At 63.0% G+C, this 15,115-nt stretch carries 14 protein-coding genes; 5 read left to right on the forward strand and 9 right to left on the reverse strand.

Annotated elements, in window-relative coordinates; all coding sequences use genetic code 11:
* Window positions 1-33: 33 nt before the first annotated feature.
* From QK290_RS14340 to QK290_RS14360, 5 genes are all read left to right on the forward strand, one after another.
* On the forward strand, window positions 34-1,716 hold the full coding sequence (locus QK290_RS14340; protein WP_282331315.1) for a GMC family oxidoreductase: 1,683 nt from the start codon (window positions 34-36) through the stop codon (window positions 1,714-1,716).
* Window positions 1,717-1,730: 14 nt separating this feature from the next.
* Window positions 1,731-2,462 (forward strand): gluconate 2-dehydrogenase subunit 3 family protein, encoded by a 732-nt coding sequence (locus tag QK290_RS14345; protein WP_282331316.1) that lies wholly within the window; start codon window positions 1,731-1,733, stop codon window positions 2,460-2,462.
* Between the two features lie 87 nt (window positions 2,463-2,549).
* Window positions 2,550-3,320, forward strand: a complete 771-nt coding sequence (locus QK290_RS14350) for a cysteine hydrolase (RefSeq protein WP_282331317.1) — start codon at window positions 2,550-2,552, stop codon at window positions 3,318-3,320.
* Between the two features lie 127 nt (window positions 3,321-3,447).
* Window positions 3,448-4,479 carry an aldo/keto reductase gene (locus QK290_RS14355; protein ID WP_282331318.1) on the forward strand — a complete coding sequence of 344 codons (1,032 nt, stop codon included), beginning with the start codon at window positions 3,448-3,450 and terminating at the stop codon, window positions 4,477-4,479.
* A gap of 28 nt (window positions 4,480-4,507) precedes the next feature.
* Window positions 4,508-4,906: a heme-binding protein gene (locus QK290_RS14360; RefSeq protein ID WP_282331319.1), complete on the forward strand. Its 399-nt coding sequence runs from the start codon at window positions 4,508-4,510 to the stop codon at window positions 4,904-4,906.
* Between the two features lie 636 nt (window positions 4,907-5,542).
* Here the strand turns inward: QK290_RS14360 and QK290_RS14365 are convergent.
* From QK290_RS14365 to QK290_RS14405, 9 genes are all read right to left on the reverse strand, one after another.
* Window positions 5,543-5,983: a DUF4913 domain-containing protein gene (locus QK290_RS14365; RefSeq protein ID WP_282331320.1), complete on the reverse strand. Its 441-nt coding sequence runs from the start codon at window positions 5,981-5,983 to the stop codon at window positions 5,543-5,545.
* Window positions 5,984-5,994: 11 nt separating this feature from the next.
* Window positions 5,995-7,764: a type IV secretory system conjugative DNA transfer family protein gene (locus QK290_RS14370; RefSeq protein WP_282331321.1), complete on the reverse strand. Its 1,770-nt coding sequence runs from the start codon at window positions 7,762-7,764 to the stop codon at window positions 5,995-5,997.
* Complete coding sequence (locus QK290_RS14375) at window positions 7,761-9,353, reverse strand: ATP/GTP-binding protein (protein ID WP_282331322.1); 1,593 nt, start codon at window positions 9,351-9,353, stop codon at window positions 7,761-7,763. The genes QK290_RS14370 and QK290_RS14375 overlap by 4 nt, the downstream gene beginning before the upstream one ends.
* Window positions 9,353-10,861: an SCO6880 family protein gene (locus QK290_RS14380; RefSeq protein WP_282331323.1), complete on the reverse strand. Its 1,509-nt coding sequence runs from the start codon at window positions 10,859-10,861 to the stop codon at window positions 9,353-9,355. The genes QK290_RS14375 and QK290_RS14380 overlap by 1 nt, the downstream gene beginning before the upstream one ends.
* Window positions 10,848-12,134 carry a hypothetical protein gene (locus QK290_RS14385; protein WP_282331324.1) on the reverse strand — a complete coding sequence of 429 codons (1,287 nt, stop codon included), beginning with the start codon at window positions 12,132-12,134 and terminating at the stop codon, window positions 10,848-10,850. Before QK290_RS14385 ends, QK290_RS14380 begins: the two co-directional genes overlap by 14 nt.
* Window position 12,135: 1 nt before the next feature.
* Entirely contained in the window at window positions 12,136-12,891 is a 756-nt protein-coding gene (locus QK290_RS14390; RefSeq protein WP_282331325.1) for a hypothetical protein, read from the reverse strand.
* Between the two features lie 26 nt (window positions 12,892-12,917).
* The gene (locus QK290_RS14395; RefSeq protein WP_193343111.1) at window positions 12,918-13,187 is read right to left on the reverse strand and encodes a hypothetical protein; all 270 of its coding nucleotides are present in this window, start codon (window positions 13,185-13,187) and stop codon (window positions 12,918-12,920) included.
* Window positions 13,188-13,205: 18 nt separating this feature from the next.
* The gene (locus QK290_RS14400) at window positions 13,206-13,817 is read right to left on the reverse strand and encodes a DUF6668 family protein (protein WP_282331326.1); all 612 of its coding nucleotides are present in this window, start codon (window positions 13,815-13,817) and stop codon (window positions 13,206-13,208) included.
* Between the two features lie 34 nt (window positions 13,818-13,851).
* Window positions 13,852-15,115 (reverse strand): chromosome partitioning protein ParA (locus tag QK290_RS14405; RefSeq protein WP_282331327.1); only part of this gene is annotated, 1,264 nt, incomplete at its 5' end.

Below are 15,115 nucleotides of genomic sequence, written 5' to 3' on the forward strand. Positions count from 1 at the left end.
TTTCCCAACTTAAATGAAAGAAAGGTTCGTGCGATGAAGCGAAAAATGGACCCGGTAGACATCATAATCGTAGGGCTGGGAGCCGGCGGCGGTCCGGCAGCCAAAGTGCTCAGTGAAGCCGGATACAAAGTTGTCGGATTCGATAAGGGACCCTGGCTGCGGCCTGAAGAGCACTACTCCGGTGACGAGCTCAAGTTCCAGAACCGCAGCTACCTGTGGCCGGATGTAAACCTCATGCCACGCACCGTGCGCAGTGACGCGAACTCCGAGGCCCGTATCTTCAATTTCTCCCCGGTCCCTTCCAACGTGGGAGGCGGGACCAGCCATATGGCTGGATGGATGCCCCGCCCGCGCGTGTCTGACTTCATCTTCCACTCCCTCCACGGAGACCTTGAGGGAGCAAGCCTGGCAGACTGGCCCTACCGTTACGAACATCTGGAGCCCTACCTGACAAAAGTCGAGTGGAGCTACGGCATCTCCGGTCTCACGGGCGCGGACAAAGGCGAAGGCTTCCGCAGCAAGGCCTACCCCAGCGCACCCCTGCCGCCCACCAGCTTCGGCAAGAAATTCTATGAAGGCTCCAACAAGCTTGGTATCAATTCCTTCCCGCTGCCGATGTCGCACCTGACCGAAGGTAACGCTCTCGGCCGGCCGGCGGTAAACCGGACCAGCTTCTGGAACCAGTACGGAGACCCGACACAGACCCGTTCCAGCGTGGCGACGACCTACATTCCCGAAGCTCTGGCCACCGGGAACTTTGAAGTCCGGGCCGACAGCTTCGTCCGGGAAGTAAAGGTCGGCAAGGACGGAAAAGCAACAGGAGTCATCTACATCGACCCGGACGGCGTGGAAATCGAACAGGACGCACGGGTGGTGATCCTCGCCCTTGGCGCCATCGAATCGGCCCGCCTTATGCTGCTGTCCTCCTCAAACAAGTTCCCCGACGGGCTGGCGAATGACTCGGGACTGGTAGGAAAGAACGCCACCTTCCACGAATACATCTTCGCTGTTGGACTCTTCGACAGGGACATGGAAGACCCGCTGCATGGGTGGACCGGAAACTACCAAAGCGGCGGATCCACGCACTTCTACGAAACGGACGAGAGCCGCGGGCACATCGGCGGCGGGATCATCGCCACCACCCAGATCGGCCAGGCCATCAACGCCATCATGCCCGGGCGCCCCACCTGGGGACAGGCGATGAAGGATGCCGACCGTGACTACTTCGACTACTCCATGAAGATCGGCTTCATCCTCCAGGACATGCCCCAGGAGACCAACAGGGTCGACCTGGACCCCAACGTGAAAGACGCCTGGGGCATGCCGGTCGCGCGCATCACCAACAAACCACATGCAAATGACATAGCGATGAGCAGGTGGCAGATCGACAAGAACCAGGAGATCCTCCAGGCGGCCGGGGCGAAAAAGACGATTCCCGTCTACCTCGGGGACGAATTCACCGGAAACGCCTGCCACCAACAGGGCACCGTGCGGATGGGAACCGACCCTGCCACATCGGTGCTGAACGAATGGGGCCAGGCGCACTCCGTCGAAAACCTTTTCGTCCTGGACGGCGCGGGCTTCCCCACCGCGCTCGGCGTAAACCCCACGCTCACCATCATGGCCCATTCCTGGCGGTGCGCTGACTACATCGCCAACACCTACATGAAGGGCCGCTCCGAACGGCTGACCCTGTCCCCGATCAAGAAATCCTAGAAGGAGGAGAACAAATGGTGTCAAAAGCTGACTGGGAAATCGCTCCCATCCACATCGATCCTGATACGACCGAAAAGCTATTCTTCACCGACCACCAATGGGACACAATCGAAGCAGCAGCGGCAAGGATCATGCCCACCGACCGTGATCCGGGGGCCCGAGAAGCGCGCGTCATCGTCTTCATCGACAGGTACCTGTCCGGCATCGATTACCTCTACGCTGCAGCCGACGGAAGCGGTTTCCTGCAACTGGCGGATAAGGATGCGCACGCGGCCCGGGCCAGGAACGCCAACATGCAACGCCTATACAGGGACGGAATCCATGAACTGGACAAGAAGGCACGCGAACTGCGTGCCCCCTCCTTCAAAGAGGCGTCCGAGCAGATCCAGGATGAGGTGCTCGAGCAGATAAGCGGTGCACCCAAACCGGTCCCCGTGTCGCTGACATCCATGGAGGTCTACTACTCACGCCTCCAGGGCAACACTGACGAAGGCAAGAGTTTTTTCGACACCCTCTGCCTCCACGTCCGCCAAGGCTTCTACGGCGACCCCGTGTACGGAGGGAATAAGGACCAGATGGGCTGGAAAACAGTCGGTTTCGTCGGGCCAAAGAACCTGAAAGACACCATGGACGGCACTTACAGCACCGCCGAGTTCTTCGTCCAGGAGTACGACTGGGAAGACTTGGTCCCCGGCCTCAAACACAGCCAGGACCACACCTCCAAACAGGAGCAGGGCGGTCAGTGACCGTCGCAGACAACCAAACGACCCCGTATCCGGCACTTCAAAGCCGGCGCTGGACCATCTGAAAACAAATCGAGAGGAAAGAAGACAATGACCGCCTTCGAAGACAAGCTCAACAAGTACGTTGACCGTTCCAACCGCTTCATCCCGGACACCATCGACCTCAGCAAGACAGTAGTTCACGCCCTGGACATCCAGAACCTCTGCCTGGACCCCAAGGGCGCCGACTACATCGAAAGCGTCGGGGGCGCTCCCTCCGGCCAGGAATCCCTCGGGCCTGCAAAGAAGATTCTGGAACTCGCCCGGGAAAAGGGCATGAAGGTCAACTGGTCGCTCTGGGGCATGAACCCTGACGGCGCCGACCTCGGTATCTGGGGGCTGAAGTACCCGTCATGGAAGGAACCGGATTCCCCCTTCAACCACGGCACCTGGAACGGGGCGCTCGTAGACGGATTCGAACCCCAAAAGGGCGAAACCGTCTTCCAGAAGCACCGCAACAGCAGCTTCTACGGAACCGCCTTCAACGAGTACCTGATGCAGGACCACGCGGAATACCTGGTCATCATCGGGTCCTCAACGGCCAATTGCGTCCCCACCACCGCCCGCGACGGTTTCGACCGTGGCTACAAGGTCATCGTCGTTGCCGACGCCGGGACGGCCATCCCGGTCAACTCGCACGGCCGCAACCCGGAATTCGATCACGAAACACCCGAAGGCTACGGCCAGTACTGGGAATCCCTGCGCAACATCCAGGCACAGTACGCCGACGTGATGTCCAGCGACGAATTCGCAGCCTTGGTTGAACGCTCCTCCGCCGCTCAGACAAAGGCCAACGAACAACTGACCGGCGCAGCACGCTAAATCACCACCCGGGGCCACCCGCGTCCTGACCATAGACGCGGGTGGCCCCATTAAAGCGTCACCGCCTCCGGACCCGATCTTTGTCTACAGCTAAATCCCTGACTTTACGCCCCCGAGAGGAAAGACCTTGGGTCCATTCCATGTCACCGAACAACGCAAATTTGGGGGCTCCGGCTGGTCCACCTCCCTTGCCGGTTTCGGGTCCGTGGCCCTCGGGAACATGGGAAAGGTAATGACCACGGACACGGCACGCTCCCTGGTTCGGCACGCGTGGGATTCCGGAGTGCGCCTGTTCGACACCGCACCGATGTACGGGCACGGGCTCGCCGAGTATCGGCTTGCCGACGACCTCATGGACCGGGACCGGGAAGACTACACGCTGATTACCAAGGTCGGGCGCACTCTTCACCCCGCTCCCAAAGGGACCTTCGACACTGGACCCTGGCTGCAAACACCATCCATGCGGATGGAATACGACTACTCCTATGACGGTGTCATGAGACAGGTCGAAGACAGCCTGCAGAGAATGGGCACAGACCACTTCGACGTCTTACTCGTCCACGACACCGACCGATGGACCCACGGAGACCAATACCTCCAACGGTTCCACGAAGCAGTGAACGGTGCATTCAAAGCACTCGAGTCGCTGCGCGAACAGAAAATCGTCTCCGCTATAGGAATCGGGGTCAACGAGACCGACGTCTGCATTGAAGCGGCCAACGCGGCGGACATCGACTGCGTACTCATCGCCGGAACATATAACCTCCTGGATCAGCAGGCCGATAGTGAGCTCCTCCCCCTGTGCCAAAATCGAGGTATTGCAGTCATCAATGGTCGGATCTTCGGATCCGGCATCCTGGCCACGGGAAACCAACCCAACGCCCGCTTCAACTACGCTGCCGCCAGCGCCGAAGTCATCGCGAAGGTACGGCCCATCGAAGACGTATGCCGCAGCTACAACGTTCCCCTAGGAGCCGTGGCCGTCCAATTCGCCGCCGCCCACCCGGCCATCACCAACGTCTGCATGGGAGCAGGCAGCATCGAACAACAGAACCAAAACTATTCATGGCTCGAGCAGGACATACCCGCTGAGCTCTGGAACCAGCTGACCGCCGACGGTCTGCTGGACCCCGATCTCCCCACTCCTGCCTACACGTAGAAGCCGCCCCCGTTCAAAAGGAACTCAAATGATCGAAGAAGCGCAAAAAATTGCCGCTGCCGCTGAAAAGGCTGCCAAAGATGCAGGCCTGAGTATTGTCATCAGCATCGTTGACACCCACGGAAACCCGGTCCTCCTGCACAGAATGGACGGGGCACCCCTTCACTCCCTGGACATGGCATTCCGCAAAGCCTACACAGCGGCCTCCTTCGACGTGGCAACCGAGGAACTCACCGACCAGGTACAGCCCGGCCAGCCGCTCTACGGACTCGCCGTGAACTCAGGAAGCAAACTCATTGCCTTCGGTGGTGGCGCACCAACCAACCTCACAAAAGGCGAAAAAGTCGGAGTAGGGATCTCCGGCGGCACCACTCAAGAGGACATCGATATCCTGCGAAAAGCACTTGGGGCCACCACCCGGCCTTAGCCTGAATCCACCGGTGGAGTTTGGGGCCTCCGCGGCATTTTAAACCCAGAATGCCCGTCTCTGGCGAGTTCTAGCGGTCGTTGCATCACACCGAAAACGGGGAGTTGCAAAACCTGTGGAAATACCATCAAGAAATGGTTCTTTCTTACCGCAACACCGCCAGTAGAACCGGTCGGGGGAACGCACGCACGACGCCGCCTGCCCCGGCTCAGTCATGTCCACAACCGTGCATAGGCGCGTTTCAGCATATTCCGCTCATGTCGTTCACTTCCAGAAAAGCGCACACCCCAAGCTGACGTCAGGCAGCCAGGCAAACACCGTCAGAATAGGATCGGAAGGCAGCACCCGCACATTCCCCGCTGCAGAGTCTTAGATTCAAACCGGACAGAGGGCTGCCGCGGAAAGGAGCATGCCGGCCGAGGGTGCTTCGCGTGGGTGTCTGGGGTGAAGGTAGGGCCCGCTGCCGGCAGCCGGGGACAATACTGATGGGTTATCCACCGCTACTGCTGCCGAGGGAGCTACCCCAACGGCTCCCAAATACCAGCCGTGGATAACCCGGATTGACCCCAACTGTGGACTGCCCACTTCGAGGTGCGCCAATACGATGCCTCCTCCCCATCATCGTTGCTGTCCCTTCTATACAGGTAGCGTCCGCACGTCTGGGAACCAGCCATCGGGGGCCTTTTTAGGTTCCAGGTGCGCGGGGTCGCGGTGCTTTTGCATGTCGCATTTATAGAACGGCCCTCGTGGGTCCAGAAGTACGCTCATGTGGTGGTCTGCGTGGTCTTTGAACCACACGCTGATGCCGGTGGCCCCGTCGAGTCTGAGGTGTTCCCAGGCCCTCCACAGCGCTTCCACACGAGAGACAGCTTCAGGATGGAAGTACCACTCGATGCACCATTTCGCGGCGCGGCCGTCGACGTCGCGGACGTAGGTCGGTAGCAGCTGCTCGTGCAGGAACTCCTCGGCTGAGCCGTAGACCAGTTCCGGTGGCTTCTGCTCTTCCCCAGGCTTGGGGCCCGGTTCTTCGATGTCGGTGTCGGGTGCGTCGCTGAATCGGCCGATCGCGATGGTCATTTCAGAGTCTCCTATCCAGTGACCCAGGGATTGGCGGAAGGTGCGGCAGCCACCGGCACTCGTTCTTCTTCCGGTTGTGGGCTGTATTTCTTGATGGACGCCTCTACAGCGTCTTTGTGCGGGCCCGTGTACCAGGGCAGCGTCCGGACCAGGGTGGCTGGTGCGCCAGAAGCGAGGACCACGGCGCGGCCACGGTCCAGCTCAGCGAGGTTGGAAACATCGAAGATGCGCTCCTTGCCCTCCTGCCGGGAACGGCTGGAACCCGACTTTCCCGAGGAAACAGAGACGTTGGTGTAGCTGTAATCCCCGATGAGGTCCGAGAGTGCCCGGAGGAAGCCTTCTTCGGCCACGCCGCCGCCGTAGACCTTGACGTTGGCGGCGGACCAGATTTTTCGCATGTTCGCCTCTCCCCACAGTTCAACTCCCTGTGACCAGGACTGCAGGATGGCCATGACGATCAGGCCCTTGGAGCCGTAGTGGCTGAACTGATCCGGCAGGCCGGCCCAACGGACGACGTTGGCCAATTCGTCCAGGGCGAACAGCGCGGGAAGCGGCAGGCGGCCGCCGCTGCGTTCGGCCCGTTCCTCCATGGCCTCGGCAATGGCCACCGTCAGTGCCGTCGTGAGTGGGGCGGCCGAGCCGGCCCCTTCCTTAGAGAGGATGTAGATCGTCTCCTGTGAGGCAGCGAAATCGTGGGGGTTGAACTGGCGGCGGGGATCCGTGGTCACGGACGCGCCGTGGGCCGGGGCGACCCAGCGCAGTGTGTTTCTGCTCTTGAGGCACTGGATCATCTTCTCGGCCGTGCCGAAGATACCGTCGCGCTGCTTGTCGGCCAGCTTCAGCGTGGACTCCAGGCCCTTGTACTGCAGCTCGTAGTCGTGCTCTTTCAGGATCTCGATGGGTTCCTGGCTGACCTGCTCCGTCACCCACAGGTAGACCTGGGTGATGGGCAGCTCCCCCAGCGCGGCCGCGAGGAAGTAGGAAGAGAGGATGTCTTCGGCTTTCGGGTCGAAGTAGGCGTCCGGTTTGGACCCCGGAAGGCGCGAACCGACCGAGAAGTGCTGGGTGAGTTTGTAGGCCTTCTCTTCGTCCGTGACGTAGGAGAGGGGGTTCCACCACCAGTCCGGTTCCTTCTGGGCGATCTTCTGCGGATCGAACACCCACACCGGGGCGGTCAGGACCCGGACGCCACGGGTGCCGTCCACCACGTCGCGCTTGTTCGAGGTTGAGACGACAGCACCAGGTGCATCCAGGATCGCGGGCATGACCCGTGAGGTCGACTTACCTGTCCGGGGTCCCCAGATGTCGATGCTGAGGTCTTCCCAGGACTGAATGAACTTCTGGCCGGTGGAGACCACCTTGCCCACCACGATGCCCGGGGTGTCCTTCACGCCCAGCCGCTCGGCCGTGGCTTTTGCGCCCTTCTCGGAGAATGCGGCGAGGGACTTCCCGCGCCCCAGGTACTGTGCGGCCTTATCGACCCGGGCACGCTTGGACGCGCCTTTCCTCCAGGCCACCAGCACCACGACGGCCAGGAACAAAATTAGGCCGGCCATGAGGGCGGCGGCGACGGTGGACTGGGTTGGCCAGGGCACCCGGCCCTTGACCAGCCCAGCAACCAAATCAATCGGATGGGCAGGGGGCGCGTCAATGCCGGCCATCCAGGAGCCGAGGTGGGCGGCCGCGTAGGTCCCCCCGCCAAAGACGACGATAAAGCCAATGGCCAGCCAGACCAGCAGGGCATCCCCGAGGCCCATTCCTTTACGGTTCGGTGCGCTCACGGTGTTCCTCCTTCGGTGGGCAGCGCAGGTGCTGCCGGGTTCATGAGCGTTTCAGCTGGCGCGTGCCAGCGGGTGTTGGTGTCGTTCAATCCCTCGGCCTGCTCAATGGAGGTCAGTCCAACCTGGACCGGGATCCCGGGTCGGCCGCCGACCTTGATCAGGAACTTCCCACGTCCGGGAGGTTCGACGTCGAGCCCACGTGAGTCCCACGCGGGCGGGTCCTGCCAGGAGATGAGCTTCTGCTGCTCCTGCCGGGACAACGGAATAGCGGAGGTCAGCAACGGCATTTCAGAGGCCGGGAGGCCGCCGCAGATCACCATGCCGGAGCGTTCGACGAAGCCGCGGGCTTTCATCCGGTCTTCTTCTGCCGGCAGCGCGAGCAGGTCGGACATGGTGTGGGAAATCATGATCTGCCCAACACCCACGGAGCGGTTCAAACGGGTCAGGGCGTCCACCCGGTCCACCATGCCCTTGCCGGCGCGCAGCGCCCGCCACAGCTCGTCCAGGACGACGAAGTAGTTCCGGCGCGGTTCCAGACCGGCGTCCGCGAGGGCGTTGGCGACGTTGACGGTGCCGAAGCCGTAGGACCAGCACGCGAGCAGAATTGCAGCTTGGAGGTCCGTCTCGGTCTCGTCGATGCTGGAGACGTCGAAGACCACGGCGCGGTCCCGCATCATGGGGTTGGTGGTGTGCCGGGAGAAGATTTCTCCCAGCTTCCCGCCACCGGTCAGGCCCAGCAGGGTTGCTTCCAATGCGCGGGTTTCCTGCAGGTAGACGGCCATGTCGCCGCGGTCCAGTGCGACCTGGCGCAGCTCATTCGGGGCGGACACGATGACGTCCAGCAGGTCTTTGAGGACCGGGATGCCCTCGAACCGGTCATCGAGGACACGGAGCGCCCGGTCCAGGATCGTCTGCTCCTGATCGGTGGGCGGGTTGTTCCGGCTGATGGTGATGAGGGAGACGACCATTGTCAGGCGGCGGCCGTGTGCGTCAGCGCGGACGCGGGCGGCGTCCTCATGGTGGCCGCTGTCTTCAAGGAGCTGCGCGACCTCGACCGCCTGGCCGGGATCAAGGATGTTCAGGTACCCAACGCCACGGCCGAGCTTGATGACCTGGCCGCCGAGTGCCTGCACCGCTTTGACGTGCTCGCCTTTCAGGTCCCCCAGGATTAGAGGGTGGACGCCCTGAGCGGAGAGACCAATGAACATGCGTCGCACCAGCGTGGACTTACCCAATCCGGGAAGGCCCAGAATGAAGGCGGAGGGGTTGGAAATGAGCCGTGCCCGCTGGAACCAGCTGATCGGGTCACAGCAGACCGTGGCCTGGGTTTCCTCATGGCGTCCGAGTGGAACGCCGATCATGGGTGAGGACGCCCCGGAGGAAAACGGCCACAGGCCGCAGACCTGGACTGTGGTTCCCCGGTATTCCGTCACGGACGGGACGAGGGCGGCTATGCCGCCGCCGCGTCCGGCCCACCCACGGGAGCCCGGACCGGCCTCGCGTGGCTGGCGCTCAGCCTTCGTCGGTGCAGCCGTTACCGGCTCAGCTGCCTTCCTGGACGAACGAGTAAAGAGTTTCATGAGGGCCATTACAGGGCATCCTTGATTTCGGAAGGCAGCAGGCTGTGCTTGGGCAGGACCAGCCCCAGCGGCAGGGATGCCGCGAACGCGGTGTCCTGCGCGCCGTAAGCGCGGCGCAGCAGCACCCGGGCAGTACCAGAGGTCTGTTCGATGGCCGCGACCGCATCAGCCAGGCGTTCCTTATCGGTCACGGTGGCCGTGACGACCATCCCGAAGTTCACCAGCCCGGCGCCCTGAGCTTCCTCCTGTGCGGTCTGCACAGCGGAGCGGGCATCGACCAGGGCGCGGGCGGACGGCCGGGTCCCGGAGGTGATGCGGACGTTGGCGTTGTTCTGGTCCCGCTCGACCACGGCAGCGGCCCGGGCGGAGTCCATCGGCCGGTACAGCAGCGAAATCCGCTTACGGTCAATGTCCCCGTGCGGGGCCAGCAGCCGGGACAGGACCGAGGAATTCACGGACCCCCGGGGTGCACCGGTCATCGTCCAAGAGGCAGAGAACGCGCTGTCGTGCCGGTAGTCATCCCAGCCGGACTGCGTGGCGGTGGGGCCGACCTCACCCCAGGTCAGCGACACCGGGGAGCCCGCGGCGTGGGCTTCATCAATGATCAGTGCTGCCGGAGGATCGTAGGCGATCCGCACCACCTCGCAGAGTTCCTGTGCCGACATCGGACGGGCAATACCGGCACCGGTGGACTGCAGCCGGGCCGAGAGGCCCGGGATGCGGGAGGCGAGGTCCCGGGCCACATCTTCCGGTGTGCGCTTCTTTGACCCGGCCCGGAGGGAGGCGTTGAAGGTCAGGGACACCCAGGCCCGGACCGTGGCCGATCCTTCCGGGTAAGTGCCCACGACCTCGCGCAGAATCGCCTGAGCAAAGGCCGGCGCGTTCGGGTCGATGTTCATTTCAACTTCGTTCCGCAACCGGTACCCGGAGTCAGGGGCGGTCTCGACCGTCACGGCCGCGGCGTCCAGGCCAGCCTCATCCGCAAGCCCGGCGAGCCAGCCGCCCCAGTTCGCCACCCAGGTATCAACCTGCTCCGGGTCCACCAGCGAGGCACCGTCGGGTTCGGTGGAGAAAATCACGGTGAAGTGGCTGGTGGTCGGCACGTGCAGCAGCGCGAAAGGCCGCTTGTAGGAGTCAGTGAACTCGTACAGGGTCGACTTCGCTGCAAGACCCGGCAGCTGGTACATGCCCCACGCCGTCACACCCAGGGGGCCGGAACGGTAGAGATTCGTCCCGGAGGACTTGGAGAGCCGGAAGCTCATCCGGGTCCCGAAGCGGTCGACGACCGACTGGCCGTGCTTGTCCTTGACGGTCAGCAGGAGGGCACTGGCCCCGGCCACGGCCAGGACAGCGAGGCCCGGGAACAGACCCCAGATGGCGAAACTGATGATGCCCAGCAACAGCCCGGCCATGACAATCCCGGTGCCGATAGCGCCGAGGTTGCCCAGTCCCGCTGAGCGCGGGACGCGCCAGTTGCCGTAGGACGGTTCCTTGTATTCGGTATTAATTGCTGCCACTGGGGCCCTCCCCGGTTGAATCCTGCGCGGTCCTTTGTATTGCCTGTGACGTCTTGGACGCCACTTGGGCGCCTGCAGCTACGGCCATGCCAGCCGGCCCGGCTGCTGCTGCCCCGCTGGCTCCCGTTGCTGCCCCTGCTGTTGCTCCTGCGCCGGCCCCTGTTCCTGCCTTGCCGGCGGCCGCGGTGCTGGTAGCTCCACCAGGACCTCCAGGACCGGTTGACCCTGGCGTCGGCTGGCCGCCGCTTCCCCTGGGACCCGACGTGCCGTCACTGCCCTTCGGAGACGTGCCTGCCTGGCTGCTTTGCGTGCTGGCTGGCGTCGGTGCGGCATTGCCTTTGCCGCTGCCGCTGCGGCCCAGGGAGACAGCACCTGTGGCCATCGCCCCAACCGCTGCACCTGCCCCTGCGCCGCTGCCGGAAGCAACGGCACCGACCATCGGCGTCACGAACCGCATCAGCGCAGGCAAGGCGAACAGGGCAACGATCATCAGCGTGAAGCCCGTGATGGACGTGATCAATCCGTCCTGCCCGCTGCTGTTGCCCATGAGGAGGAACGCGACCGAGTACACGATGGCCGCCGCTGGTTTATAGAGGATGAAGGCAATGGTCCAGCCGACAGCCTTCTGGAACCACTGATTCCCCATCTCCGTGTTCGTGAAAGCGGCCGTTGTGGGCAAGATGCCCGCCAGGATTACCAACATGCCGCTTCGCACGACCATCAGAACGATCTGGACGAGGGAGGCAATCAGACCGATCAATCCCAGGACGATGAGGATAAACACTCCGACCCCCGTCTGGTTGGTCATCACGAGGATGTTCATTGCATCGGCGAAGCCCTTACCATCCGTGGAGCGGTCGATGACGGCGGCCGAGAAAGCATCTGCGGCGATCACCAGGATCGAGAGGACACCCAGCCCCAGACCCGACACCAAGGTCAGAGTGACCAGGGACCGCAGAAGGTCTTTCAGCGGTGCTCCGCGTTGTTCCCAGATCATCCGGATGCCACCGATAATCACCGCCAGGACCGCCAGCACCAGCGTCCAGGGCAACAATTCGCTATTGACCGCAGAAACAACGGGGCTTGGCGTGGCCCCGTCCTCGCTGGCAAGGTTCACCGTTGGCATGGACACCCAGAAGGTCGACAGAGTTGTCACCATCTGGCTCATGCCCTCCATGATCGACTTCGCCAGGTTTGTTATGGCGTCGTCAACTGCTCCGGCTGCGATGTTCCCCGCGACGCATGTCAGCTCCCCCCATTTGCACTCAGCCATCTCAGACGCCTGACCAGAGAATGAAACCGCTGAGGTCGCTGAGCTGGGAGACGCCGCTGAAAGTTACCCCGTCGTCTGCCGGCTTCACTTTCCAGTCACCGTCCATCCAACGCATCGACAGGATCGTATGGACCAGGACTCCCTTGTTTGTCTCAAAAGCAAGGTCCACATTGGCCTCCGAGGCCGTGTAGGACTTGATGGAGAAGCCCTTGACCTGGATGGTTGTGTCGGATCCACTGGAGGCACTCGAGCTCGCGGCCTCCTTCATAGCAGCGTCGCGTCCCATGCCCGGAACGAGGAGCTTGTCCGCCAGCTTCACCTCAAGTTGCGGCGAACCCGCCGAACCCAGTGCGCCAACGTTCATGGCGGAATAGAGCGCCCCGGTCGGTGAATGCGCAAAGCAAGACCGGAATCCGTCTGCGTCGGTCAGTCCCGGGCCGGAAGTCTTGGAATCGGTGGGTACGGCCATTTTTCCAACGAGTTCCCACTTGGACTTCGGCGCTGTTCCCAGGGCTGTCTCCGTGCTTGAGGGCAGTCCGCAGATGCTCTTTCCAGCCGCGTCTGCTGACTTCGTAGGGGCTGCGGAGGCGCTGTCCGGCGATGAGGCAGGGGCCGGTTGGGCGTTGTCCTGTCCTTTGGGGAGCAGGAAGATGACGATGGCTGCTGCGATCAGCGCGACCACCAGCGCGGCAGCAATGATGAAACCGGGTTTGGTGAACGGATTGCTTTCGGTGGTGCTCTCTGTTGACTGGCTCATGGTGAACCTCCCGTTGTTGGTGCTGGTTAGACGAAGGCGCGGACGATGCCGGAAGCACCGGTGATGATGATGCAGCCCATTAGGACCCAGCCGAGACTGGCGAGGGTCTGGCCGCCCTCGCCGCGCTGGAGCGAGATGACGAGCTTGATGCCGACGATGATGACGCCAAGGACGCCCAGGACCAGGCCAATACCCGCGGCCCAGTTCAGGATCGTAAGCAGCCCGCCGGCCTGCTCCGGGACGACCGGGGTGGGGTTGGGAATGACGCTTGCTACAAGTGCGGAGAAGGAGTTCATGGTGAGACCTGAGACCTTTCAGTTGGTGGTGCTTGGTGTGGCGTCGGTGGCCAGGACGGCCAAGTCAGTGATGAAGCGTTGGTACTCGCGGGCCGGCGGCGGTGTCGTGGAATCCCCAAGCCGCCAGGCCTCTACCCAGGGCAGGATCCAGAGCCGGGGCGCTCCCCCGCCGACGATTGCGGCGAAGTCACGGAGCGCTTTGGGAGTCTTCCCTGGCGCGTCTGCAAGGACCGCGAGGCCGAGCAGATCCAGCTCCGGTGCGGCCCCTGATGCCCATTGGGTCAGTGCGCTCCTGGCGGCGGTTAGGCCGCGCATGTCTGCCCGGCAGACCAGCAGCACCCGTGGTGTGCTTCCGTCCTGCAGGACAGGCCAGCAGTGATCGGTGACGCGTGCCCCGTCGAGAAGATCAGCGATTCGGCTTTCACCGGCTCCCCCGTGGGCGCCGGTAATCCACAGCGCTGCAGAACCTGACAAAGTGCGGCGACCCAGGCGGTCTGCTGCGTCCGGTTCAACCATTCCCCTCAGAGGCGCACTGATCACTGCCGCAGGCGGCACGTGCGCATCCGTCGCTTCCTCTTCAGCGCTGTCGGCGGCGGGGCTAGTGATCCAGGGGTTCAAGGACTGTTGCATGGCTCCTCCTTTCAAGGTCCGTTGACGGGGGGGCTTAGAAGCCGTCAGCGACGGCGGCCGCTGCGGCCAGCCATGCCCGCTGCGTGGCGGGTTGGAGGGCTTCATAGCGGATGGGACCGTTGACTAAGGCTGGATCGTAAGGAATCCTGACGACCGCCCGGACGAACGGCTCAAAGCCGTCCGCGATCCGCTGCGCCTCATCTTTGGCCCGCTTCAGCGCATCTCCGGTCATGATTCGCTTGGCGTCCGTGGATTCGGAGACGATCACGACGGCGTTGCGGGCCAGCTCGGCGTCGTGGCCACCACGGGATTCGAGGGTCTGCAACGTCAGCCGTGCGGCTTCGGCGCGGTCCTCGATGGCCGTCACAGGCACGACGAGCTGGTTGGTGTGGTCGATCATCCGGCGCCAGTTCGCTGCCCGGGCGGTGTTACCGGAATCCATGACTACCAGCCGGTAATAGCGGGTAAGGACCTGGTGGGCGATATCGACTTCTTCGGCGGTAACTTCGTGGTCGCCTTCTTCGTTCTCGTCTGAGCGCAGGACATCGAACTTGTCACCGGTCTGATGATGGACGAACTTCGCGATTTCGGCCGCGTTCGTGGACGGCGAGAGCAGCGACTGGGACGAGTCGATCAGATCCAGGACGCTCCGGTCGTGGGCACCCTTCTCCGTGCGCCAGCCCAAGGTGCCCTGGGATTCGTTGTTGTCCCACGCGACCGTGGCCGCGCCGCTGTAGCGGGCAAGGATGGCCGAGAGCATGACCACCGTGGGGGTCTTGTTCGCCCCGCCCTTGCGGTTCACCACCGCGATGGTGCGCGGGCCGGGCCAGTGCTGGCTGACCGTGCGAATATCCTCCCGCTCAGAGAGTTCTTCCGCTGAGGGGTCCATCCGGAATCCGAGTCGCGTGAGCGTTCCCCGCCATCCCTGTGTTGCCGGTTCTAAAACCGGAGCGCTGACCAGGAACGAGGTCTCCTTCAGGCTGCGCCGGGTCAGCGGTGCTTCCGGGGCGGTTGCGGTGGGCGGTTCTTCGGCGGTGGCCGACGGCTGGGCAGGCTCAGGAGTCTCGGTTGCTGGCTCGGTCTCGACGGGGTTGGGCGGCCATGGCTGGCGGTCCACCGCTGCCGCAGCGATGGGCTGTGCGGGGACGGGTACTGGTTCAGGAGCAGCAACAGGGACCGTATAGATGACGGTCGGAGCGACAGTCTCGGGGGTGGTTTCCGGGGCCTCTACCCGGCGGCGTGTCGGGCGCGGTTCGTAGGAGACGGATTCGATCTTGTTGTCCGGGTGCACGATCAGT

Source organism: Pseudarthrobacter sp. AL07 (assembly GCF_029960665.1).
GTDB lineage: Bacteria > Actinomycetota > Actinomycetes > Actinomycetales > Micrococcaceae > Arthrobacter.